Here is a 26,454-nt window from a genome sequence, read left to right as displayed (position 1 = left end):
GAGTCTCTTAAATGAAAGCTATCATCGCTGTGTTAAGCGCGGCACTACTGCACTGCACACAGGCAATTGCCGCCGTTCAAACTGGTTATTTTATTGACGCCCCCATCACTGGTATTCAATACATCACCAGTTCCGGAATAGAAGGACAAACGGATCAAGGCGCTTATCAATTTTCAGACGGCGATGTAGTGGAGTTCTATCTTGGTGAAGGCCCAAGTACATTTCACCTAGCTTCTGTATCTGCTGAGAAATGGGTTTCCCCTAACTCAATGTCGGTCACGCCCACGCGCACAATCAATATGACGCGTTTGTTATTGGCCATGAGTCATTTCAATAAAAGCGACAACGTTCTAATCGTTGACCAAGCCAAAATTTCGCAACCTGCGATTCAAGATTTTCTAGGGGAACTCAACTTAATTGAATTGGATACACTGGCTCAACGTTATGATATTGAGATCCCTTCCGTAGGTGAAGCGGCCGCTCATTTACAGTCCAGTTACCAATACATCAAACAATCCCTTTCATCGGACGAAATAGTCTTTGCTCCGCGTGATACAGAGTTGCGAGATATCTTAATCAAAACTCGCGACTATCAAGGTCAATTGTGTTTCTACAATGTTGATGACATCGATAACCCAAGCTATGTCGGCCCCGTTGGCAGTACGACGTATAAAATCACCAATAAAGGCATATTTGAGTACCCAGATAACGGCGATCGATACGGCAGTAACGACGGCGTCATTGCGAGCTGTGATGTTGATTTAAGAGCCAAAAGAACCGAAGAAGAGTTCCATGAAGTATCCAGTTTTGAGGGATGGTCCGGTTTGTTTGCGTGTGCTCTTAAAGGGTGTACTCGTACTAACCTAAGCGGCTATGTGGTGGAAGAGTACGATTCTGGCAACAGCTATAAATATCGAGCCAATGCGATGACTTTCAACCCACGCACACAAATCGTTCTTAATAAAAAACAAGGATTGGGACAACACGAAAAAGTAGATGGACCAAATAATGCTGAGTTCATCTGGTTTACCTTTGCCAGCCGTGATGTCACGCCCCTAGCATTTGAAGGGCAATGGCAAGAAAAACAGATAAACAAAGAAGGCGTAAGCTATCGTTGTCTAGACATTAAACAGGGCCAAGTTTGGGCTACGCCATTCACAGAGTCGCGTTGTGGAGCATGGAACAGCCATAGCTTTAAAAATGCCAGCGCAGAATTTGGTGACATGTGGTGGCTCCAAAACAGCGCTAAAGACCTGTACTTTTATCACCTAAATATCCCTGTGGCTTGGAAAGATAGTCATCAAATACAACACTACACAACGTGGGAATACCTGCCAGTGAGTGACAGCCTAGATAACGGCATCATCTACCGTTATCAGCAGATTTTGGATAAGAAAGATCAGTCACTTCGCACCTCTCAGGTGTCCGAACTAACCAAGCTGTGAGACAGACATGGACTTAACCGACCTAATTCTGAGGTGGCAATCGGGTGAGAAAGAAGTGGAACAACAACTCTATCTTTACGCTTACGAACACTTAAAAGTGATTGCTCAACGAGAAAGATTACGCTGCTCACACAAATTTGGAGAGCACAATCAAGTATTCAACGAGTTATCGAACAACACCACCGCGCTCATCAATGAGGCTTATGTGAAACTCAGCCAGTATTCTGATTGCAATGTGAGCAATAGAAAGCAGTTCTACCTGCTGGTGAGTAAAGTCATCCGGCAAATACTCGTGGATCAGGCTAGGTACTTTGGTGCTCAAAAACGCCAAGAAACACCCATGAGCGAGCGGCCTAAAGACTTGAACAGTATCATGGAGATCAATCAGGTTATCGATTCATTTTGTAGGAAATACCCTACCCAAGGAGAGGTGGTTAAGCTTAAGTACTTTCTAGGAATGAGCGTTAAAGAGATAAGCACTCTCTTACAAAGCAGCGCCAGTAAAATTGAAAAAGATCTCAGCTTTTCAAAAAGTTGGCTACGAGTAAATTGCTCGTAACTCTGACTCGCAGAGACCTAATCTGTATTTTCAATCCAGGCAACGCCTCATAAAAAGAGCAGCGGATTCACTGCTCTTTTCCATGCCTTTTTAGACCTGGCGACCTAGCAATGTCATCACGCCTTTTGCCTTCAAGCATAAACATACAAATACCTGGCATCACTCAACACTTCTAGATTAAGTATGGTATTGTGCGTCTTCCTTACCCCATTTTGCAGAGCGTTCAGCTTCATCTTGCCACAAGTATTTCAGTAACAAGTATTTCAGTAACAATGAAGCCACCACAGGCTGTTTACTTCGAGCCATCACCAATATTAGGAAATCAAATGGACGCAAAAGAGCACGAATTCTTTAATCTACTCAATGATATGATGCTACTGACATTCACCACTCTGAACGCTTGGGAAAAAACGTTCATCTCAGATATGCACCACAGAGCGATGACCAAGCAGTTGATTTCACCCAAACAAAAAATGTCAGTATTAAGCATCTCAGAAAAAGCGAGTAAAAGGCGTAAACCTTCCTCTAGAAAAGCCAACAGGTAGTGACAGCGTAACGTAGTGCTTATTCAATGAATCAGCATCGCATATTGCATCAGCAGCTCTGAACCGATGATTGATGAATGCCTTATACCGCTTTAACAGCACTTTATTGACCCAATCCCCCTTTTTACTATTCGTGACTTAGCTCTCAGAACTGTTCTTTCCCTAATAACTCTGTATAATTCGCCGCCTATTCATTCTTACTTTCGTTTTAGCTGAATTGGCGTCTACTACATGTGATTAGCCAGTCCCTACACCTAGGAATATTTCTTTGATATCTACTGCTAACATCACTATGCAATTTGGCGCCGAGCCACTATTTGAAAACATTTCGGCTAAATTTGGTAACGGGAACCGTTACGGCCTAATCGGAGCCAATGGATGTGGTAAATCAACGTTCATGAAGATCCTAAGTGGCGCACAAGCACCAAGCTCAGGTAACGTTTCGATAACACCAGGGTTAAAACTCGGCGTTCTTAGCCAAGACCAATTTGCTTTTGAAGAGCACAGCGTGATTGATGTCGTGATCATGGGCGACAGAAAGTTATGGGAAATCAAACAAGAACGTGACCGTATCTATTCGTTGCCAGAAATGAGCGAAGAAGACGGCATGAAAGTCGCCGAGCTTGAAAGTGAGTTTGCTGAAATGGACGGCTACACAGCGGAAAGCCGTGCTGGAGACATTCTCATTCAAGCAGGTATTGAAGAAGAGTTCCATTTCGGCCTCATGCAGCAAGTCGCTCCTGGTTGGAAACTTCGTGTGCTCTTGGCTCAAGCTCTGTTTGCCAATCCAGACATCTTGTTACTCGATGAACCAACCAATAACCTGGACATCAACACCATTAACTGGCTTGCGGAAGAACTGAATCAACGTAAGTGTACGATGATCATCATTTCTCACGACCGTCACTTCTTAAATTCAGTGTGCACTCACATGGCCGATATCGACTATGGTGAGCTTCGTATCTACCCAGGTAACTATGAATACTTCTTGGAAGCGTCTGGGCTTATTCGTGAACAACTTCTGTCAAGTAACGCAAAGAAAGCGGCTGAGATCAGTGAATTACAAGACTTTGTTAACCGCTTCGGTGCAAACGCATCTAAGGCCAAACAAGCAAGCTCACGCGCTAAGAAAATGGATAAAATCAAACTGGATGACGTTAAGTCGTCAAGCCGAATTAGCCCATCTATTGATTTTGGCGAAGGCAAAAAACTCCACCGTTTAGCGCTAGAATTGCAAGATTTGGGGCATGCATTTGATGACGAGTTACTGTTTGAAAAGGGCAACCTGCTGTTAGAGGCTGGAACCCGCTTAGCGGTCATTGGTGAGAATGGCGTCGGTAAAACCACCTTGCTTCGCTGTCTAGTTCAGGATTTAGAGCAAAAGCAAGGCATTGTAAAATGGTCAGAAAATGCGTCTGTCGGCTATTGCCCACAAGACAGCACCGCTGATTTCGATAATGACCTCTCTATTTTTGATTGGATCTCACAGTGGCGTACAGCCAAGCATGATGACTTGATGGTTCGTGGCATTTTGGGCCGCTTACTGTTTACCGCTGACGACGCGAATAAGAAAGCGAAAAACTGCTCAGGTGGAGAGAAGAACCGTTTGTTGTTTGGTAAGTTAATGATGCAAGACATCAACGTTCTCGTTATGGACGAACCAACCAACCACATGGACATGGAAGCCATTGAAGCGTTGAACAATGCGCTTAAAGGCTACCAAGGTACGCTTATTTTCGTGAGTCACGACCGTGAGTTCGTTTCTTCTTTAGCGACCTCGATTATCGATGTGAAAGACAAAAAACTCGTTAATTTCCAAGGCACCTACAACGAATACCTAGCCCATCAGAAAAAAGAACTGGCGGCTGCGGTATAAAATCATTGCGCTCCAGCTTTGTACTGGAGCGCGATTCAATCTTGCAATCGATGGACCTATGTTCTGCTTCTCGGCCTTCTATCAATCTGTCTTCTACCAATCTGTCTTCTGCCAATTAGCTTCTGATGATCACTTTTATACCTATCTGTCGCGCTGTGTTGCGAATGGTTTTTCTTAAGCGAACCAAAGCAAACTTTTACAATCTCCGAGTAAGCTTCTTATTCTTCGAGCTTTTGGGGCAAGCATCAGTGAAGCGATACCAAAAGAAATGGCTGTTGCATTCTGATGTAAGCCTCTATGGTAATCGGCATACCCTTCCATTAAGCGCGCTCTGGCACTTTTTAACGTAGACGGTGACAAATTCCATCGTTCACTTTCCTCCTCGTACCGCTGCAAAATCAACTCTATCGACTGTAAGTTCTTAAGCCGAAAACGGTGAGATTGAGTCGCCGAATTCTGGCGCATTAAGTAGCCTGATTGAACTGAATTCAGTACCCCAACGCCATGGCTTTCGCATATCCTCAGCCACAACTCCCAATCTTCCCCATAACGAATTTTGGTATCAAACAGATCTATCTTCGACACCACATTGGCTTTAAGCATAACGGTTGAAGTACCAATAACGTTGTTTTTAATGAGCAGCGCCAACGGGTTTTCTACTAAAAAAGACTCTTGAGTACAATCTTGGAACTGCTCCCAATAAGTAAAACTGTCGATGATCACCTGATTGCTCTCAGTGAAGTGATCGTAGTTGGTAAAGCTCAATGCCAAATCGGGATTGTTGTTATGGAGTTTCAGCTGCAACGACAATTTTTCTGGATACCAAAAATCATCGGCATCCAAAAACGCGATGAATTCACCACTCGATCTTTGTATTCCTAGATTACGTGCTTTAGAGGCGCCTACCCCATGTGTGGTCAAAATGTTTATCCGTGGATCACTCAATGCCTCTAAATAGTGAGCGGTGTCGTCACTGCTGTTATCGTCGATGATCAACAATTCAACATCTTGATGCGTCTGCTCAAGCACGCTACTTATCGCTTTTGGCAAATAATCCCGACAGTTATATGTTGGAATAATCACTGATACTTTAGCCATAATCCATTTCTCTTCATGAAGTTAACCCTGTACGAGTACGAAAAATGACAATGCATAGTTCAAGCCAAAACCTAACCAGTTGAATTAAAATAAATTTCACTGTCTTTTCTTTAAATGGGACATTGAAAATAGCAATGTCACCTCTGTAACGTCATATTGATTTTCATTTTGAGAATGGTCTCTCCATATTGACGACTTTCTGACCGCTTAAACTTAACCACTTGATTTTAATAATTAAATTAATTGGCGCGCCATTTGCTAACTTCTTACTGTACCGTTTAAGTGTTGAAATGTTCATAGGGCTTAATTATGAAAAAAGTGGCGTTCATTACCCCGACGTATCCCGTACTCAGTGAAACCTTTATTCAAACTGAAATAGACGCCATCAAACAATGTGGGCATCGCGTCTGCGTTTTAACCTTTGAAATAGAACAAAGCCAACAAACGTTTGATTACAGCGTCGTAAAGATTGGAGCGAAGGTCAACGCGGGCCTATACAAACATGTTCATCTCCCAGGGATATTAGACGCCATCAGATTTGTTCAGCAGCAAAAGAGCATGCCTAAACGGTCGCTTTTCAATTACGGCGTGAAGCTCGCTCTTCAACTTGCTGATCTTAACGTAGAGCACGTTCATGCTCACTTTTGTCAACATACCGCTGCTCATGCCATCGTGGCGGCTAAATTACTCAATATCACCTGTTCCTTTGTTGCTCATGGACACGATGTTTATGAGTCGGCTTACGACATTGAGCAAAAAATTCAGGCCAGTGACTTCGTTGTCGCGGTCTGTAAAAGCATGCACAGTGACTTTGTCAGTATGATGAGTGACAACAGCACACATAACGAATCAATAAAGAACCGATCAATAAAGAACCAATCAATAAAGAACCAATCACCAGACAGCAAATCACCAGACAGCAAATCACCAGAAAATAAAACAGCAAGCGCTAAGATTAAGCTCTTACACTGTGGGGTAAAAACCGATCAGTTCGTTCTAGAAACAAAGACAAGAGCCACACAACTTAGGCTAATTTTTCTAGGTCGGTTAGTTGAACAAAAAGGCATTCATCACCTCATTGAGGCGCTGGCGCCTATCGCTAAACCACTGTGTATACGCTTGGATATTGTCGGTACTGGAGAAATGCGCAATGAATTAGAACAAAAAGTGAGAGAATATAAATTAACAGAAGACGTGCATTTTTTAGGGGCCAAACCACACGAGTGGGTAAAACAGAATTTGGCCAAGTACGATTGTTTAGTTGCCCCATTTTGTTTCTCACAGACAGGTTGTGTTGATACGGGGCCATTAGTCTTAAAAGAGGCAATGGCGGTTGGAACACCAGTCATCACCACCAATATTATGGGATGCAAAGAAATTGTCGCCCCTGGAACGGGGTTCTTAGTCAACGAAAAAAGCGTTGATGAACTGAAACTGAGTATCATGCGATTTTCTCAATTCAGCATTCGAGAACGTACTCACATGAGTCAAAAGGCTCGAAAACATGTCACTGAGAATTTTGATGCTTTTTTACAAGCACAACAATTGTCTAGCTGGATTGAAGCACCAGCAACAGCGTAGTTTTTCTATCCTTACCCTCACTCTTTGCCCCCCACATTGGCTATCAATGTCCTTTCTCAATACATCAATTTTGAGATGTTCGTTTTTCTATCATAACGACAAAATCCTTTTGTTAGACAGAGCCTCGTTTTTATCCGTTAATGCGCCCCATAGTCGCACCCCAAACCTGCGAGATATTAAGTGTGATGAACACATAAAACATCACAATACATCCATCAAATGATGCAGATAATTAGTGTAAGTGCATCGAAATATGAGACTAACTTCGTGACCAAACTTTCTAAGCTAGACAACATTCGCGCTGACTACAATGTCCAATATTGGAGTCAAGATTTCTTTGGCATTAATGACAGTGGTGAAGTGTTTGTATCGCCTAGAAGTGACAAGCAACACTCAGTACCATTGGTTTCAATTGCTAATGAACTTGAGAAAAAAGGCTTAAACCTGCCTGCATTAGTTCGCTTTCCACAAATTATTCACCAGCGCGTGCACAACATTTGTGATGCGTTTAATCAAGCTATTGATGAGTATCAATACGATAATAACTACTTGCTGGTTTACCCAATAAAAGTGAATCAACAAAAAGAAGTGGTCGATCAAATACTCTCAAGTCAGGCACAGCTTGAAACAAAGCAGTTAGGCTTAGAAGCGGGCAGTAAACCAGAACTTCTTGCCGTCTTGGCTTTAGCGCAACAAGCGAGTTCGGTGATTGTCTGCAATGGCTATAAAGACCGTGAATACGTGCGTCTTGCTCTTATCGGCGAAAAGCTGGGGCATAAGGTGTTCATTGTTTTAGAGAAATTGTCAGAGCTCGACATTGTGCTTCGTGAAGCGAAAAACCTAGGAGTCAAACCCCGCTTGGGCTTGCGCATTCGCTTAGCCTCTCAAGGTGCAGGAAAATGGCAATCCAGCGGAGGCGAAAAGTCAAAGTTTGGCCTTTCTGCATCGCAAGTTCTCACTGTTTTAGATCGTCTAAAGCAAGAGCAACAGCTAGAAGCGATGCAATTGGTGCACTTCCATCTCGGGTCTCAAATGGCCAATATTCGCGATGTTAGAAATGGGGTCAATGAAGCCGCTCGTTTTTATTGCGAGCTTCGTGAACTGGGCACGCCACTGGATTATTTTGATATTGGCGGTGGCTTAGCGGTGGATTACGACGGTACACGTAGCCAGTCATCTAACTCGATGAACTACAGCTTAGCCGAGTACGCGAGAAATGTAGTGAGTACCATCAGTGATGTGTGTAATGACTACCAGCAACCTAACCCCGTTATTATTTCGGAGTCGGGCCGTTCACTGACCGCGCATCACGCTGTATTAATCACCAATGTGATTGGTACCGAGAGCTATGCCGTTGAGAAAATTGACGCGCCGAATGAAGACGCTCCCGTGCTATTACAAAACATGTGGCGCAATTGGCAAAACTTAACCGAACGCACCGATGCACGAGCGCTGATTGAAATTTACAACGACACGCAAAGTGATTTGGGGGAAGCGCATACTTCGTTTTCAACAGGGGTGATCAATTTAGAACAACGCGCCTGGGTTGAGCAGCTATCCCTGCGTATTTATGCTGAACTGCGTGAACTAATGAGTAACAAAAACCGCTTCCATCGACCTATTTTAGACGAGCTAAATAGTCGCTTGGCCGATAAGTTCTTTGTCAATTTCTCGTTGTTTCAGTCGCTACCTGATGCCTGGGGCATTGACCAAGTATTCCCTGTCTTGCCGCTTTCTGGCTTGCAGGATGTCGACGGTAAGCGTGCGGTCATTCTTGACATCACCTGTGATTCAGATGGTGTTGTCGAACATTATGTTGAGGGCCAGGGTATCGAAACAACCCTTGCAGTCCCTGAATGGAATAAAGATAAGCCGTACCTTATGGGCTTTTTCTTAGTGGGTGCCTATCAAGAGATTTTAGGTGATATGCATAACCTATTTGGCGATACACACAGCGCAGTGGTCACGATTGATGAGCAAGGTAATACGGTCTTTGAATCCATCGACGAAGGCGACTCCGTCGAAGACATGATGCGCTACGTTCATATCGACCTCGACACTATTCGCAGCAACTATCGTCAACTGGTTGATCGCTATGTTGATATCGATGAACAAAGCCTTGTGTTGCAAGAGCTTGAGCAAGGTTTAACGGGTTACACCTACCTAGAGGATTTTTAAATGAACGATTTGTTTACTAAAACGGATTATTCACTGTATTCAAATGCGATGACCTTTGTTCGCCGTCCATTGGTTAAAGATCCGATTAGCTGTGAAGCTGACGTCGTGGTTCTAGGCGTCCCTTTAGACATGGCCACGTCTGGTCGCCCAGGTGCTCGCATGGGGCCTGATGCTATTCGGAGAGCATCGGTCAATCTTGCTTGGGAAGGTAAGAAATTTCCATGGGACTTTAACGTATTTGACAACAATAAAGTCATCGATTGTGGCGATCTTGTTTTTGATTGTGGCGATGCTGAAGACTTTACGTATCGCTTGGAAGCGGCAACGAGTGAAATATTAAAAAGCGGAAAAACCATGTTGGCACTAGGTGGTGACCATTTCATTACATTGCCGATACTCAGAGCTTATGCCAAACATCACGGGGAAATGGCGCTGATTCACTTTGACGCACACACAGACACGTATGCGAACGGAAGTGCTTATGATCATGGAACCATGTTCTATCACGCACCGAACGAGGGGTTAATCTCGGCTAAGCATTCAGTACAGATAGGAATTCGTACTGAATATAGCTATGACAACCACAGTTTTAATGTGATTAACGCTATGCAAGCCAACGATATGAGTGTGGATGCCATCGTTGAGCAGATCAAGGCGACCATTGGCGATAAGCCGGTTTACATCACCTTTGATATTGACTGTCTTGATCCAGCGTTTGCTCCTGGAACAGGCACCCCCGTTTGCGGCGGTCTTAATACCGATAAAGCATTGAAAATATTGCGAGCTCTTGCTGGTATCAATGTCGTTGGGATGGATGTTGTGGAAGTTTCTCCCCCTTACGATCAAAGCGATCTGACTGCCTTAGCAGGTGCGACGATAGCGTTAGAAATGCTTTATGTATGGGCTTCTAGGCCTAAAGCTATTGACTAAAGCCATTGACTAGACCCTCAGCAACGTGCCCAAGTATGGGCACGTTGTCTTTTAAGTACCGCTATCTCTTTCTCATTTCTCATTTCTCTGTCTGTATCTATTTCTATTGCTATTTCTTTTAATAAAACGATGTTTGAACACCTTGACGAACCGGTTCAGTAACGTAAAATCAAGCAAATTAGATACTCAATCAGTTGCACCAAATTACACCATTTTGCACCATATCAATGCAAATTTTGAGGCCGCATAAAAGCGACCATAGGGTATACGGGCACTTTTGGGGTGGCATTCAATTTGCTTTGTTTTAGGTAGTTAACTTCTAATAGGAATAGATATGTTTATAAAACGGTATTTTAAAACAAAAGATGAAGTCGAAGTGACGTTTCAATGGCCAAAAGAAGATCCCACGGTGACCAGCATTGCAGTGTGTGGCGATTTTAACCAATGGCAATCCACCCCAATGAAGCTCAACCGCCAAAAAGTATTCACCACTAAAATTCGTCTGCCTAAAGAGAAACAGTTTGAGTTTCGCTATCTAATTAACGACCAAGAATGGCAAAATGATCCCGCGGCAGACGGGTACGTGGGTAACTCCTACGGTAGTGATAACAGTGTGTTAGCGACATAATCCCTTTAGATGACCGCGGACTATCGTACTCAACACAATAATGCGGGTGCCTATGAGCAGAGTTCCCCACCATAGATTCTCCGCCATAGATATAAAACCGAAAGATATAAAACCGAAAGATATAAAACCGAAAGGCCATGATAATTCATGGCCTTGTACTTACAAAATTCATTGCCTTTTAATTGCAGACAGCAGTATTGCCGACATAAACAAGGTTAAGTTTTGTTTACCAAAAAACCTCGTCTACAGAGTCAAACTAAACAAACAGTCTACAAAGCTAGCCTCAAAGATCATGAATAATCACTTGTTGATCGAGTAAGGCCGACAGAATATCACTGGAATCACTTCCCCCTAACTGGAGTTGCGGTGCAAGGTCTTCAATCAATATTGATTGCTCTCCTGAACCGGCGCCATCAGGGTGAATGGTTAACGTAACATCATCACCAGCAATCGCAGCATCGACATGCGCGAGTAGCGTCTCCATGTTGACATTTTCCGCGTTTAACTCAGGCAACACATCCCGAAGATCAATTTTGTCGCCCTCATCAATGTGGAAGTCGGTGATTGTATCCGTCACCCCATCATCGATTTCATGCCATACAAAGGTATCCATTCCGGTTCCTCCCGTCAGCACATCGTAACCAAGGCCACCTTCTAACGTGTCATCACCCTGCCCACCAAGGAGCGTGTCATTCCCTGCACCGCCGACCAGAACGTCATTACCTGAGCCACCTTCTAAACGATCATCACCGTTACCAGAAGTTAAAGCGCTGTTCTCTCCTTCTCCTAGCAACTGCTGAGCGTCTGTTTTATCCGATGTATCAATCACCGTCGCATCTAGAACAACATTAAGCTGTACATTAACGGGGTCAGAGAATGCTGTGTCCCCATTCGACTCTTCCGATACCGCGATGACGCTTAAAGTATGCTCACCAACGGGAGCGCTATCGATTTTTAACGACGCTATGTCCTCAGGGTTTACCGTCCAAACGCCTGCATTAGGGGTTATTTCACCATTCTCGCTGGTTAGCTTAGCCCCATTTGGTAACCCAGAAAGCTGTAATGTCAGCGCTTCGGTAGAGTCTGTCAATGCGGCTAATAAGCCCACAATCGCAATGCCATTAGAGCTTGCAGTTTGGCTCGCCGTTATGTTTCTGATGTAGTTAAAGTTGGGATCAACGCTCAATGTTGGAGCATCTGCCACCGGAGTCACAGTGATACTGTATTGTTCAGGTTCGCTTTCAATGCTAATTCCTGATGGATTCCCACTGTCTTTAGCGACCACTTGCAAATCAATCGCATTACCCGTGACAAGGCTGGCATCGATGTGGACACCGCTTGGATCTTCGGGGTTATCCAGTAACGCATTAAGTTCGGTTAAGGTTCCGGTTAAAGTCAGCGCATCGCTGTGATCACCAGACACCGATAGCGTCGATCCAGTAGGCAAGCTGACCGACAACATACCATCGCTGACAGTTAGGGTCACCGTCATCAAATCACCGGCAAAGCCGCCAACATAATCGGGGTCACTGATGCTAATCCCGCTAATGAGTTGTCCTTCCGCTTCGTTAATAACATGAGTCACGGTATCGCCGTTCACGACCGGTTGATCATTGACGCCTTCAACGACAAAATTGACACTCGCTGTATCGGTTAAAAAGTCATTATTGCCATTGGTTGTCCCATTGTCTTCTACGGTATATTTGAGTTTTACGTCACCACTAAACTCATCGGCAGCGGTAAACGTCCAATAAGTACCATCTGCACTCTTAACCAGTTGGTGTCCCTCTCCACCTTCAACAACCAAATCGATTATACGAATATCATGACCTTCTTTATCGGCCGTCGCATCAACCAAATCTTTTGCATAGATGAGGATACTGCCTTCTTCATCGATTGAACCTAAATCGATATCACTGGCGGTCGGTTGGTCATTCACCTCCGTCACACTGATTTGAAATGAGGTTTGATTGCTCAAAGAAGCACTCGTACCACTTGAATCGACACTACCGTTGTTTCCGTTATCAGCGACAACCGCAGTCATGGTGATCGCGCTGCCCGAGTTAATGTCATTACTGTCGTCGGCAGGTTTGAAAGTGACATTCCCTGCCGCTAAAGCCGCATTTATATCAGCGACTTTTCCGCTCAGCTGTAACTGATTGCCATCATTCAATATCACGTCAACACCCGGGTACGAAGCGTATTCCAGCAATCCATCGTGAACATCGGCATCGAAGCTCAACGTTAAGGTGTAGGTGGCATCTGGGTCATCGTAGATAGCATCAATATCGGCAATAGAAAATTGATTTATCGCGATGGTGGTGTCTTCTTGAGTTTCTAGATCACTGACGGCCACAAACGTCGGTTGATCATTGATAGGATCGATGTCGAGCGCAACGTTAATTGTTACGGGCGCACCAAGATGCTCTCCATTATCCGCGTCTTTATCGACCGATTGAATCGTGATCGTCAGTGGGTTTGTAATACCAAGAACACTGCCATCATCACTGTTGTGCTCGCCAGAGTTAAAGACGATTTTATTCAGTTGCGGTGCTGGAATATCCAGCGTCCATACTTTGGTTACGTTATCAAAGGTGGCCAGTGTAGTGCCATCAGGATAATAAATAGACGCATTATCTGGGACTCCCGTCACCTCAACCCGCAAGACCTCTGGGCCGTTTTCGCTATAGATTCCACTTCCCGAGATGGAATTGACTTTATCGACCACCTCCGCATTAAGATCAATATCAATATTAATGCCTTCTGAACCCGATACCGAATCGGTGGCATCCACATCAATATCATCACCAACTGGCACCACATCCAAAACGAACTTAGGCAAATCTGTTGCAAGCGTTGGGACACCAAGCAATGATTCTTGGGTAAAGACCGCAATGCCAAATTCTGCGCTACCACTGAAGTTTTTGGGCGGTTGAACAGAGATAGCACCAAGGTCAACAGACGCACCAGCATCCGATGGAATTTTCACACTCCACACCCCATCGCCGTTATTCTTAACGGTGTAACCCGAATCGGCCAGTAAGAAGAACCCTTCCGGCACTCCTGTGAACTTGAGTGACACAAACTGCTCTGAACCGTCGAGGTCCATCAGTGAAATGGCAACCGGAGATAACAACGAACCCAGTGACACCACTTGATCTTCATTGGTCGTTATTTGTATCTCTTTTACTGGCTCACCATTTTCATCTAACAACGGGTTACCATCGTTGTCTGTGACAATAATATCGTCAACCACAGGAACAACTTCAAAGCTTGCTGTGATTGTGAAGGTGTCCGAGTGTTCGGATGACGTTGTAGGGTCAAGTACATCAAACACAGCTGTATCCGCCACGGTTCCAGTGATAGTCAGGGTGACTTCATTTTGGTCATCATCGCCGGGGTAATTTGGATTTGCTCTAAACAAAATATTGCTTAATGCACCGCTGCTTATTTGTGCTTGGTCAAACGTTAATGACGTACCGAGGTTGCTACCATCTGGCGCATAAAAAGCACCGACGGTTGGATTGCTTGGTAGCGTAATAGTGACCGAAGACAGCGCTTCTTGACCGCCTTCTATGCCACTCACTTTATCCGCCAGCTGATAACCCAAATCAAGCTGTATAAAGCTGTCTTCATAACCAACCTTATCAGGCTGTCCATCATCATCTTGATCAAGGGCATTCATATCATCATCAAGCGATCCCAACACCTCTAGTGTGAGTTTGAGATTATTACCCGCAACATCGGCAATCGGGTCAACATGGATAATCACATTGCCACTCTCAACGTTCGTATCGCCTGATGTTGTATCTTTGGTGATAACCGTAATAGGCAACCTAAAGTCACCCGAAAAATCTTTGGGCAATGTTAGCGTTAAACCGTTCAAAGAGCCGACAACGCCTGATTCGGAGATATGAGTTTGGAAAACATACTGCCCATTAACAAAGTCTTCCTCTGCCCCCCCAATTGAAATTGGGTAAGTCACGCCATCGATCGTGACGGAATCATCAATCACAATGGTTACTTCATCTTGGGAGCCGTCTTTGTTATTGAAAGTAATGATGTCCTCTAACTCTAACTGCTCGCCTAGATTGACCTGAATATCTTCAGTCGCATCAATGAGCCTGTCCGGATCAATGGTCGCCTTGGCCGCGACTTCCGCACCAGTATCAAGCGTTTCAGGGAACTCGAGGTTAACGGTTGTTTCTCTGCCTACATTAGGGGAACGTTCGTTGGCGTCCTCACCGATATCACTGACTAACGTTTCTATTTTCAACTGAAGCTGGTTGACGCTATTTGCAGGCGTTAAATCCAAACCATGCGGTGCACTAATGCTAAACGCAGCTTCATTGGTGATGATCCAGCGTCCATTTCCTTCATACGCAGCACCCGTTACCAGTAGTTGGTCGATAACGCTGTCTTCCAATGCAGTTCCATCTGTATGAGTAAGTTGGATGATGACATCACCAACAACTTCTGCAGAAGACTCATCGGTTTCATTGTATTTAACAACGTATTCACCGCTGAGACTCGGATTCTCAGCATTAGTCGTAAAACGAATCACTCCCTTATCGTCTGCAGAGATTGGAGGGTATTCAAGTTCACCATTTCCATTAGTCACAGGGGAATAGTCGGTATCACCGTTTTCATTAGTCACAGTGAGCTTATTGTCGTCATCTTCTGGCTCTACGATTGCGCGAACGACAACATTCACCGTCCCAGTTAACGTTGCTGTGACTCGACCACCTTCGCCAACGATGTCATCACTGGTGTATTCATGGTCGCGCTCTTCGATTTCAACCGTAGTACTGAGCTCGAAATCTGTACTGGAATCTTTTGGTGGCACGATTTGAATGAAGTCCGGTTTCATGGCTATGTCGGTGAAGTCACCTGGAGCTAAGCCATTAGGGTCTATCGTCAATGTCTGAGACACCACCAGGCCATTTGAGTCCATGACATCTATGACATTCATACTAACCGACGCATTGTTAACGATGACCTGAGCGCCGACAGGAATGTTTTCGATCATGATGGCGGTAAAGTGCTCATCGCTGTCGATGTAATCAAGCCCTTCTGGATGCCAGTGAATATTAATCGGGCTATCTTCGTTGCCTAGTGAGGTTGTCTCATAGCCATCAGTCGTATTAATCACTGGTACGACTTTGACTCGAATCTCTTGGCTGAATATATGAGCGTGCCCATCGTTTTCAGTCACAATAATATTGGCAGTCACATGAATATTCTCAGTGGAAGAGTCCACCGGTCTGATGATGATGCCAGAGGTATTATTACCGCCAGTAATATTGGCTTCGTAAACCGGTTGCCCCTGACTGTCATAGCCAACAAAGTTTAGGTCGATCTCGGTTCCATCACTGTCTTCAATAACCACCCCTGCTGGGATATTAGCTAAAAGAACGGTGACCGATTCCGAGTCATCAAGTGGCTTATCTGCCCTTTCCCCAGAAATGATACTAAAATCTAGCACCGCAAAGTTCTTACCACTTTGGCTTTCATCAATGGTAGTTTGTAGCCCTTGAACATCGCCATCATCAAAGTTTTCCCAATCGCCTCTAAACTTTTCTCCACCAGGGTTATCGGCGACGCCTTTCACTGCAACATTGACGACTTTTGAGCCCAGCACTTCTTCATCAATATGAACATCCCCATCCGACAAAGTCGCACTGTCTTTAATGACACCCGTGACTTTAAACGTAAAGTCCTCGTTACTGTGTTTTTCAGGCACGACATGCACATTGGAGAGCTGATCAAACGGAATTTCGACATAGACAATACCATCAATGTCTATGGTTTCAATTTGGCTGTCACCGTTACCTTTCCATACCAATTCTGCGTTTTGAGTCACCTCGGAAATACGAACAAACAGAGTTTCTGACCCATCTGCATCAACAGAAGGTGCCATTGTAATCACTTGATCTAACGTAAACGGCTTGTAATTGTCATCACGTTCGTAGTCGTTAGGCTCAGCAATATTGTCTTCATTAATTTGGATTCGTTTAACGCCAAAGTTTCCACTATCCGCACTTGGCTTCACATCGATAATGAGTTCTTTCGGTTCTGATACTGCTGTCGATTTATCAATATCGTTAGCATCATCTTTATAAGCGTTAGAACGTTCTTTCGTGACTGCGGTGGCTTCGAATCGAATTTGACCTGAGAAATCATCGTTTGGATTCACACTCATTCGGTTTATCTGATTTGAAGCTATGATATACACACCATTTTCTGGCGTAATGACACTACCATTTCGATCTAACAGCTCAAAATTACCCTCGCCTTGTGTCACTCTTAGCTGATAAGTGATGGTTTCCGGTCTGCTCGTATCTAGAGATTCCGCACGAAGCTGTAGCCTAACGTTGCTATCATCCTCATCGGCTTCATAGTAGTAAGTACTTCGATCGTCATTCCAAGTCGCTATGTCAGCAACACTTTCAATTTCAATTCTAAAGTTCGAGTCGACAGGGGCAGCATTGCCGCCTTCTTTGTCAATTTCAACTTGGTAACGAACAGTCACGCCACCATTTCCCGTTGAATAATTCTTGTCTGGAACAAAATACAGATTGTCAATTGTCGCTATCGTATTGTTGCCTTCCAAGCTTGTACTTTGTTGCAATACTGAACCATCGAATACAATATTTTTCGTAACAGGATCCGCTTCCAACTGATGAAATTCACCATCTTTCAAATAGTAAAATGTCCCGTGATGATCGCCTTCTTTGATCGTCAGAGAGCCGATTGATTCATCGTTATCATCATCATGCAGGTTTACTTTCAGTGAAATCTGAGCTGGCGTATCAGCCAAGCCCTGTTGGTTATCTTGATCGTTTTCTGTTTCTGGCTCATCACCTGAAGCGTACTTAATACTCCGATCTCGGCCTGCATCTTCAAACGTCGTCACTTTGAGTCGAACAGGACTGGCTTCTCTATCCGTTATGGTGATATTCACTGGGGCTATCGAGGTATCAAGGTCTCCATCCGTTGCAGTGACATTGATAGCAAAATTGATGTCTTTACCATCATGCTCGAGGTGGTTACTTGCGCGGAAATCTATCTCGCCATTAGAATTGATCCTTAACACACCTAATTGGCGTGTCTCTGTGCCCCCTGAGGCATCATTTATTTGCTCATAAACACGGACATTTTGTTCGCCATCTCGTAGATTAATGGAGCCCTGATAGGAGTTACCAAAAACTATTGTGGCGCCGTTAGAGGTGGTGCCTTCAATTTGAGTAAGCTTCGCACCGTCAGCACCCGCGTCATTACTCGATTCAAACATGTTTACTGTAATGTCATCGAAGCCATCCCCTTCAACGCGCAAAATATCGACACCGGCTATGGTCGGCACATCATCTGTGATCGTAATCGGCAATGTGATTGAATTGGAAACATCCCCATCAAAATCAATGGCAACAACTGAAAAATCCAGTTGAATACTGTCTTCGCTATTTGCAATCGGGTGGTCAATTGGACCGAGCAATTCAAACTGATAACGGTTATCTGCAGCGTCAAACACAATGTTAAAAATGGGCGCGCCACTCGTTGTTTGCGCGGTATAGGTAAACGTGGTTCCACTTTGAGACGAAGTGCCCCATTCTAGAGGCTCTTGTCCGCTGGTAAGATCTTTGATGGTCGCTGAAGCATCGACGAGTCGATATTCGACCACTCCATCGGCGCCTTCATTGATGTTAAACTGGCCAGAAATGACTGTATCGTTAAGTGAGTCGGTACGTTGATCGGATCCAATGCCACTTAAATCATCTTCATCCACCCGCTGCTCACCCGTAAACCCTGATAGATTTGGCGTGTCGTCAACGATTTCAATCGGTAAATCGAATGCCTGTGATGCATCACCATCTCGGTCAACCGCCACGACATCAAATGGAATCGTTAGGGCCGTGGCATCGTTTAAATGATCGAGAGGCTCCAACAAGGTAAAGGTATAAGCGCCATCATCGCCAAGTGCTAATGTAAAGATGGTTTTACCGTTAGCCACCCCTTGATAATGGGTTGTGTTAGCTGTCCCGTTGACTTCTTCAATCGTCACTTTATGACCAGAGGAATACAGGTTTTCTGCCGCGCTAACCAAATTGTCCAGTTGGTAAGATTCAACCCCATCTGCGCCCTGTGTCGTGACAAAACCGCCACTGATTTGAGCACGATTATCGCTTATATTGTTTTCATTGAGGCTAAATTCACTCGAATCTGTGGTGTCGTCAATCGTTGCAATATCATCTGCAATGGTCACTGAAAGCGGCATCATGACAGAATCGTCACCATCGCTGTCAACCGCGTAAACCGGTAGATCAAAACTGAGTGAATCCTTCTCGGTGGCATCGATGTGATCAACGGCCTCAAGCAAAGTAAAAGTATAGTGGCCTTTATCTGTGCTGTTCGTATCCCCGTAATTATTAAACGTTAACGTAAATACTTGCGTTTCAACCCCTGATAGACTGGTCGTAAAACCAATGTACTGACCTGAATCCTCGACTTCTCGAAGCTCTACTTTCAGACCATTTGATGAGAGTGAAGTACCCGAATTAAATTCATCGGTGTCGATTCTGAAGTGGCTAACGTCATCACTTCCCTCCGTATAATCAATTGACTCGGTTGTACTCACTAGTGCGCCATTGGGTCCTGAGCCATCAGCAAGCACAGATTCAGATAACGACACCGCAGGTATCTCAGTAATTTCAGGGTCTTGACCATCTTTAATCGTGAGTTCTACCGTTGCCGTTGCGACGTCTTTATCGCCATCACTTGAGGTAACCACGATGGATTTCGTGATATCACCACCGGAGTGATCTAAATCTCTGTTCGGCTCAAATCGTAATTCACCCGAAACGGTAATGAATAATGTACCCTCATCAAAATCGAAGGACTGCTCACCAGAAACCGTTGGGTTAAGTGAAATAGCATCTCCACCACCAAAGGTAAATTGAGTAATGGTTGCGCCGTCAGCACTTTGAGCAGAAATTAGCTCAATGGTATCTGTTGTTGGATTAGCCGCACCACCAGTCAAGTCATCCAAAGTTGGCTCTGTGATTGTCAGACTACTGCCCTGCATCGTTTGCACGTCATCTTCGATCGTTACTGCAAGATCTTTTTCATCAGAGACGCCACCATCAGTATCGACCGCGTACACGGGTAGGACGAAATTGAGTAGATTACTTCCTTGCACAACCGCATGATCGAACGCTTCGATTAAGGTAAAGGTGTATCGGCCTTTGTCAGTGCTGTCTGCATCACCGTAATTATCGAACTTAAGGGTGAATACTGGTGTTTGTTGACCTAGCGGACCTTCAGTAAAACCAATGTATTCCCCTGAATCCTCAGATTCTTCACGAAGCTTAACCACTAAACCATTCGACTTGAGTGTGTCACCCGGATTAAAGTCACTGATGGCAATTTTAAAATGCTTAATATCATCGCCACCTTCAGCGTAACTTATTGACGCAGAACTGCTGACAATAGAACTACTCACTGGCGTGCCATTGGGTGCTGAGCCATCAGCAAGCGAAGATTCAGATAAAGACACCGCCGGTATCTCAGTAATTTCAGGGTCTTGACCATCTTTAATCGTGAGTTCTACCGTTGCCGTTGCGACGTCTTTATCAGCATCACTTGAGGTCACAACGATAGATTTTGTGATATCACCATTGACATGATCTAGATCTCGGTTTGGCTCAAATCGTAATTCACCCGTGAGGGTAATGAACACGGTGCCCTCATCAAAATCAAAAGACTGCTCACCTGAAACCGTTGGATTAAGTGAAATAGGATCACTGTCGCCAAAGGTAAATTGAGTAATGGTTGCACCGTCCGCACTTTGTGAAGAAATGAGTTCAACCGTGTCGGTACTAGGTCTCGCACCAGAAGCGAGTTCATCAGCGCTCGGCTCTGAGATAGTGAGACTGCTGCCCTGCATGGTTTGCACGTCATCTTCAATTGTGACGGCAAGGGGTTTTTTCACCGAAACATCGCCATCAGTGTCTATCGCGTAAATAGGTAAAACAAAACCAATGGGGTTCTTACCTGAACCGTCTTGATGATCAAGCGCCTCTATAAGGGTGAAGGTATAAAGGCCTTTGTCTGTGCTGTCTGCATCATCGTAATTATCAAACGTGAGTGTGAATACTGGTGTTTCCTGATTTGACGAATCCATCGTAAAACCAAGGTATTCCCCTGAATCCTCAGGGTCCTCTCGAAGCTTAACCACTAACCCATTAGACTTAAGCGTATCATCAGAATTAAAGTCACTAATGGCAATTTCAAAGTGCTTGATATCATCGCTGCCCTCTGTGTAAGTGATTGATGCCGAGTGACTAACGACAGACGCACTCGCTGGCGTGCCATTAGGTTCTGAACCATCGGCCAGTGCAGATTCAGAGAGAGACACCGTCGGTACTTCGTTGATCTCAGGATTTGCGCCGTCTTCAATCGTGAGCGTTACCGTTGCCGTGACTTCGTCTTTATCGCCATCACTTGAGGTCACTACGATGGATTTCGTGATATCACCACTGGAATGATCTAAATCTCGATTCGGCTCAAAACGCAGCTCACCGCCAAGGGTGATGTATAACGTACCCTCATCAAAATCAAAAGATTGCTCGCCAGTTATCGCAGGATCAAGGGCAATAGAATCACCACCGCCATAACTAAACTCGGTAATCGTCGCACCATCAGCACCTTTGGCAGAGAAAAGCTCTATCGTGTCAGTGCTTGGGTTAGCCGCATTTGAACCACTTGAAATTTCAGAATCGCTAGGCTCTGTAATCGTCAGGCTGTTACCCTGCATGATCTGAAGATCATCTTCAATGGTCACCGAAAGCGGCATCATGACAGAATCGTCACCATCGCTGTCAACGGCGTAAACCGGCAGATCAAAATCGAGTGGGTTATTCACTTGCCCGTCAGGGTGATCGAGAGCATCAAGCAACGTAAACGTATAGTGGCCTTTATCCGAACTATTTACATCTCCGTAATTATTAAACGTTAACGTAAATACCTGCGTTTCTACCCCGGTTAGACTGGTCGTAAAACCAATATATTGACCTGAATCCTCGACTTCTCGAAGCTCGACTTTCAGACCATTCGATGAGAGTGAAGTACCCGAATTAAATTCATCGGTGTCGATTCTGAAGTGGCTAACATCATCACTTCCTTGCGCATAAACGATCGATGCGGAACTGCTGACTAAAGCGCTGTTTGGCGATGTTCCATCCAACAATGAAGCTTCAGAAAGGTCGACTTTTGGGACCACTTTTATTTCAGGGATTTGCCCGTCTGTAATAGCAATATCGACCGTCGCGGTATCGATATCACCGTCTCCATCTCTCGCAGTAAACACAAACTGTTTATTGATTGTCTCATTGGTTGAATGATCAATATCGCGAGCAACGTCAAAAGAGAAGTCACCATTGAGTGAAATGGTTAACGTCCCTTCTGTCAGAGTGAACGTTTGAGAGGCATTATCTTCGGCGCTTTGGTCTAAATTGTATGTATTTCCCGAGTAGGTGAACGATTGAATGGTCGCAGTGTCTGCCCCTTCCGAGCTAGGTGCATCGGTAAACAGACGGTGTGAGAAAGTGGTGTCACCTTCTTCTGTTGGCTCGGTTACAGAAAAAGTGTTGTCCACTAATTCCAAAGCATCATCCGCCACATTGATTTGAATCCATGCCGCTTCGTTGGTTAAAGAACCTTCAGTGATACTCGAACGATCGCCATCGGTATCCACTGCATAAATCGGTAAATTAATCGTTAGAGAAGTGTCTTGGCTCCCTAAATGATCAAGTTGCTCAAACAAAGTAAATTGATATTTACCTAATTCAGGGGTATCAATTTGAGCTTCAAAAACGGTGACTCGAGTGCCATCAAGGACAATATAACCTTGGTAACTGCGGACGCCGTTGTCGCTGCTGACTAATTCCAGCTGTATCGCTTGCCCTTGCGATGTCAGCGATCCATCCGTATTAAACTCGCTCGGTTCCAACTCAAAATGATCAATCGCGTCGCTGCCTACATTAGCCGTAATGTCACCCGTTCCACTGACCGCTGAGATACCTTCATTGGAACCACCTGAAATCCCGGATTCATCCACTTCGATGGCCGTTACATTGGTAATAACCGGGTTTTGACCATCAACAATGGTGATATTAATCGCATTGGTGACCGTATCTGAATCAAAGTCAGTTATGGTGGTTGGCAGCGACAGGATAAGCTCATCAGACTCGTTATGTTCTAATGATTTAAATTGTTGAAATTGGTAACGGCCGTCAGTATCAATAGTAATAACAAGTACTGGTTCATCACTTTCCACTAACGAAAGCGTAATGGTCTTCGCATCATTTGAAAGCGCCGCCTGCGTCGCTTGATTATCACTTAATACGCCATCAAATTGAGCTAAAGCACTCAGCTGAAAAGCAACGGTGGACAGTGAATCACTGCCTATTTGAACAAACTCACCTGCGAGTTGCTGTGTATTCGATTCCGTATTTTCAACATTAACAGTTGTCGGTGCCGGATCCGCGCCATCAATGACGGCGACTTGTGCTTCAATGGGCGCTAAAATCGGATTACCCGCAGAATCTGCACCTTCAATATCAAATGTGATGAGAATTTGATCGTCGACCAGTGAAACCAATCCTCCACCAATCGATGCAACATGATCGATGGGTTGGCTGATGATCGTCGTCAGTTCGAGGGTGACATCATTACCGCTTTGCGCTGTGTTGAGATCGATGCGCAACACTTCGCCATCACTGCTTTGACCTACGATGGCATTCTCTGCTAAATCATAACTGAAGGTGACTGCCTGACCTGTTGACGTAATATCGGAATTTAGCTCCGAAAGAAGAGCGGCTAAAGACGTTTGGTCAGGAATAAATGAGTCAGGGTCTAAGGGTAAGTCCCCTGAAAAAATGGTTGTGGTCGTTGTGATAGATTGAGGGTAGCTATCAAGAGAAAGGACTCCCTCTTGCAGTGAGGCGGTGATGCTCTCGCCTCCTCCTGCTAACGCCGGCGCCCTTCTTTCATCAGCCGTTATCTCTTGTTCTTCAGCAGCCAGCGCAGACGTTTCAAAGAACGTACTGGCTAAAACTTCGGCTCCCGTATAATCAATGGTTACAAAGCCTGCATTGGCAGAACCGGCTGCCCCACCGGCGGCTGTTGCTTCTAAAAGTTCGGTTGGATCCGCACCAGCTAAAATAGCGTCTTGAATGGCAGCCAGGTCATCTTCACCAAACTCAACACCGCTCAGTTTATCCAGATCGACACTCACATCACCCGCAATAGGAGCTACATTCCAAGTGGAAGTTTCATCGACACAGGCAACACAATTCTCATCGATAATGCTAAGTTGAGACTCTGCATTATTCATAACAACGCTCGCGCCATTGATCGTGATAACAATGTTGTCGCCATCAATGGTCTCCCCGGCTAACACTTTACGAGCACTTCCAGCTGGTGAAACTGCGATAACATCCCCAGAGACTTCTTTAACTAATTGACTGTGTCGTAAAACGTTTACATCCATAAAAACCTCAAGCGCCATTTTTAAAAATCAACAGCAAATAAATTAATCGTTACAATTTAATTGTTATAACGTCAAAGTAACAAATTATTGGTGTGACGTCATGTTTTTACACTAATTGTGATAATCAGTTTCATATGCATATTATGAACCAGATTAAGAATTTTAGTTGATTCTACCGTCTCAAAAATAAGTCGGATTAACAGATAAAAAGGAGAGTTTTATTTAGGCTTTGGGATCGGGATTAGGATTAGGATTAGGATTAGGATTAGGATTAGGATTAGAAATGTAACGACAAAAAATAAGGACGCATTAGCATCCTTATTTTCTTATTTGTACTCTATTTTTTTTTCGATAAAGTCGGACTCACTAAACCAGCCCACGGTACCTATATATTGGCTTTCAATAAGTTGAGCATCTATCTGGGCTGCGTAACGCGGTGTCATGGTGATCCAGTCATCCTGTTCTTCTGAGTTAACGTCTTGTATATCAGCATCTTCTATTCGAAGGAGTAACTCTTTCACTAAATCTTTTGCTTTATCATCAAGTTGCAAGCACATACAGTTCATTATTTATTATCCAATCATTTCTAACAGGCTCATTAACGTTAAGGCCCGTAAAGTACTTCCCAGCTTAACGTCTTATTAAGCGGAGATTAGAACGGAATGTTCCCTTAATTTCACTTCAGTTCAAGGCTAAGTAACGCCTACTCAGCTATCACAGGTTCAGAAACTTCTCGTTCACTGGATGCGATAACTTGGTCCTTTCCTTGCATTTTGGCTTTGTACAAAAGCCTATCTGCGCGTTTGAGCAAATCACTTTCTGATAAGCCTTGTTTATTCTTCACCAAACCTCCGCTGAATGACAAACTGATCATACTGCCCTCAATATTCACTAGAAGTCTCGCCACGTTATCACGCAACCCATCAGCCTTGGCCAATGCACTGTCGATATCACTGGCTGATAGCCAAACACAAAACTCTTCACCACCGATTCGAAATATTCGATTTAGCTCAACATCTTTCATTAATTGTTGACTGATTTTTTTTAGCACGAAATCACCAATATCATGGCCATAGTCATCGTTTATCGACTTAAAGTCATCAATGTCGAGCATTAATAAATAATCATCGCGATGAGATTCCAAAGACTCGGTAAACGCCAGGCGGTTATTGCATCCGGTTAACGAATCTGTCAAAGCCAATTTCTGTAGTGATTCATTGGCTTGGGCTCGACTCAATTCAAAGAAATGGCTGATACACCAGATCGCTAAATAGCAAGTAAAAAAGTTAATAAATACAGGCGCCAATGGTAACCCTTCGGCTCCGATGACTTTATAACAGACGGCCGATAAAACAAACACGAGCACAATAAGGCTCAGTTGAAACCCTAAACGCCCGCCTAACAATAAATAGGCGATGGTTGGAAAAAAGAAGCCCCACAAAAACAAGACATCGGTGATAGGGAGCAATGCCGTACCCAGTATGATCAGTACAGCGATAAACAGTAAGTACCAATAAACAGACACTACGGAATACAGCCCTCTTCGGCACCGAATGAACATGTACAGTGAGAACAAAGCAAATACCATCTCTAAAGCGGCAAATAGGTATTGGCTATGATAAACAACATTAAAAAGGGCCAATGCAGTGACGATAAAGAAAAAGGCAAAGCTAACCGAACTAAGTACGGTTTTCCTGATTCGATCCGTCGAATCCAAATAGTTAGAACTCATATTTTCCCTTTAAATAGACCTAAGGTCTCAATCTCTTTACAAAAATCTCTCGGACTGTATCAGTTTTCTCTAACCTAGGATATTTCGCAACGTTATTTACTGTTTTGTTATTAAAAGTTTGCAAACCAAATAGGGCTTAATAATCGTGTGCACTCGTATATTCAATAGTCTAGACCAAACCTTAACAACTGGAGCATAAAAACCGTCATAAAAAAGTTAAGTAAGATAGTCGGGGTATTATTCATCTTAGATTAATGAACACGCCAACTCACTAACGTGCTTGTTCATCTTCTGCATTTCCTTTCACTGCACTGACCGTCTATGCTATTTCAC

Annotated in this window: 13 protein-coding genes; 8 read left to right on the top strand and 5 right to left on the bottom strand. The window is 44.3% G+C overall.

Annotated elements, in window-relative coordinates:
- The first annotated feature begins 11 nt into the window (after window positions 1-11).
- Window positions 12-1,445, top strand: coding sequence for a hypothetical protein (locus QF117_RS13090; protein WP_282389327.1), 1,434 nt, complete (start codon window positions 12-14; stop codon window positions 1,443-1,445).
- Window positions 1,446-1,452: 7 nt separating this feature from the next.
- Window positions 1,453-2,004 (top strand): ECF-type sigma factor, encoded by a 552-nt coding sequence (locus QF117_RS13085; protein ID WP_282389326.1) that lies wholly within the window; start codon window positions 1,453-1,455, stop codon window positions 2,002-2,004.
- 177 nt (window positions 2,005-2,181) lie between these two features.
- Here the strand turns inward: QF117_RS13085 and QF117_RS13080 are convergent, their stop codons facing one another.
- On the bottom strand, window positions 2,182-2,310 hold the full coding sequence (locus tag QF117_RS13080) for a hypothetical protein (RefSeq protein ID WP_282389325.1): 129 nt from the start codon (window positions 2,308-2,310) through the stop codon (window positions 2,182-2,184).
- A gap of 20 nt (window positions 2,311-2,330) precedes the next feature.
- On the opposite strand from QF117_RS13080, the gene QF117_RS13075 reads away from it, so the two are divergent.
- Together QF117_RS13075 and QF117_RS13070 are read left to right on the top strand one after the other, a co-directional pair.
- The gene (locus QF117_RS13075) at window positions 2,331-2,549 is read left to right on the top strand and encodes a hypothetical protein (protein WP_282389324.1); all 219 of its coding nucleotides are present in this window, start codon (window positions 2,331-2,333) and stop codon (window positions 2,547-2,549) included.
- Window positions 2,550-2,817: 268 nt separating this feature from the next.
- Window positions 2,818-4,425, top strand: a complete 1,608-nt coding sequence (locus tag QF117_RS13070) for an ABC-F family ATPase (RefSeq protein WP_282389323.1) — start codon at window positions 2,818-2,820, stop codon at window positions 4,423-4,425.
- A gap of 174 nt (window positions 4,426-4,599) precedes the next feature.
- Here the strand turns inward: QF117_RS13070 and QF117_RS13065 are convergent, their stop codons facing one another.
- Window positions 4,600-5,523 (bottom strand): glycosyltransferase, encoded by a 924-nt coding sequence (locus tag QF117_RS13065; RefSeq protein WP_282389322.1) that lies wholly within the window; start codon window positions 5,521-5,523, stop codon window positions 4,600-4,602.
- Between the two features lie 309 nt (window positions 5,524-5,832).
- On the opposite strand from QF117_RS13065, the gene QF117_RS13060 reads away from it, so the two are divergent.
- The 4 genes from QF117_RS13060 to QF117_RS13045 all read left to right on the top strand — a co-directional run bounded on the left by QF117_RS13060 (window position 5,833) and on the right by QF117_RS13045 (window position 10,840).
- Window positions 5,833-7,104: a glycosyltransferase family 4 protein gene (locus tag QF117_RS13060; protein ID WP_282389321.1), complete on the top strand. Its 1,272-nt coding sequence runs from the start codon at window positions 5,833-5,835 to the stop codon at window positions 7,102-7,104.
- Between the two features lie 267 nt (window positions 7,105-7,371).
- On the top strand, window positions 7,372-9,282 hold the full coding sequence (gene speA / locus QF117_RS13055) for an arginine decarboxylase (RefSeq protein ID WP_282389320.1): 1,911 nt from the start codon (window positions 7,372-7,374) through the stop codon (window positions 9,280-9,282).
- A complete protein-coding gene (gene speB, locus QF117_RS13050) occupies window positions 9,283-10,212 on the top strand; it encodes an agmatinase (RefSeq protein ID WP_282389319.1) in 930 nt (309 codons plus the stop codon). It begins immediately after the preceding gene.
- A 334-nt stretch (window positions 10,213-10,546) separates the two neighbouring features.
- On the top strand, window positions 10,547-10,840 hold the full coding sequence (locus QF117_RS13045; RefSeq protein WP_282389318.1) for an isoamylase early set domain-containing protein: 294 nt from the start codon (window positions 10,547-10,549) through the stop codon (window positions 10,838-10,840).
- Between the two features lie 283 nt (window positions 10,841-11,123).
- Here QF117_RS13045 and QF117_RS13040 read toward each other — a convergent pair whose 3' ends face one another.
- The 3 genes from QF117_RS13040 to QF117_RS13030 form a co-directional block, all read right to left on the bottom strand.
- Window positions 11,124-24,389, bottom strand: a complete 13,266-nt coding sequence (locus QF117_RS13040; protein ID WP_282389317.1) for a retention module-containing protein — start codon at window positions 24,387-24,389, stop codon at window positions 11,124-11,126.
- Window positions 24,390-24,715: 326 nt separating this feature from the next.
- Window positions 24,716-24,955 (bottom strand): hypothetical protein, encoded by a 240-nt coding sequence (locus QF117_RS13035; RefSeq protein ID WP_282389316.1) that lies wholly within the window; start codon window positions 24,953-24,955, stop codon window positions 24,716-24,718.
- Between the two features lie 137 nt (window positions 24,956-25,092).
- Window positions 25,093-26,121, bottom strand: a complete 1,029-nt coding sequence (locus tag QF117_RS13030) for a diguanylate cyclase (RefSeq protein WP_282389315.1) — start codon at window positions 26,119-26,121, stop codon at window positions 25,093-25,095.
- Window positions 26,122-26,454: the final 333 nt, after the last annotated feature.

This window comes from Vibrio sp. YMD68 (genome assembly GCF_029958905.1).
Lineage (GTDB): Bacteria > Pseudomonadota > Gammaproteobacteria > Enterobacterales > Vibrionaceae > Vibrio.
Note: the sequence above shows the minus strand (reverse complement) of the source record. Positions and strands in the feature narration are given on the sequence as shown.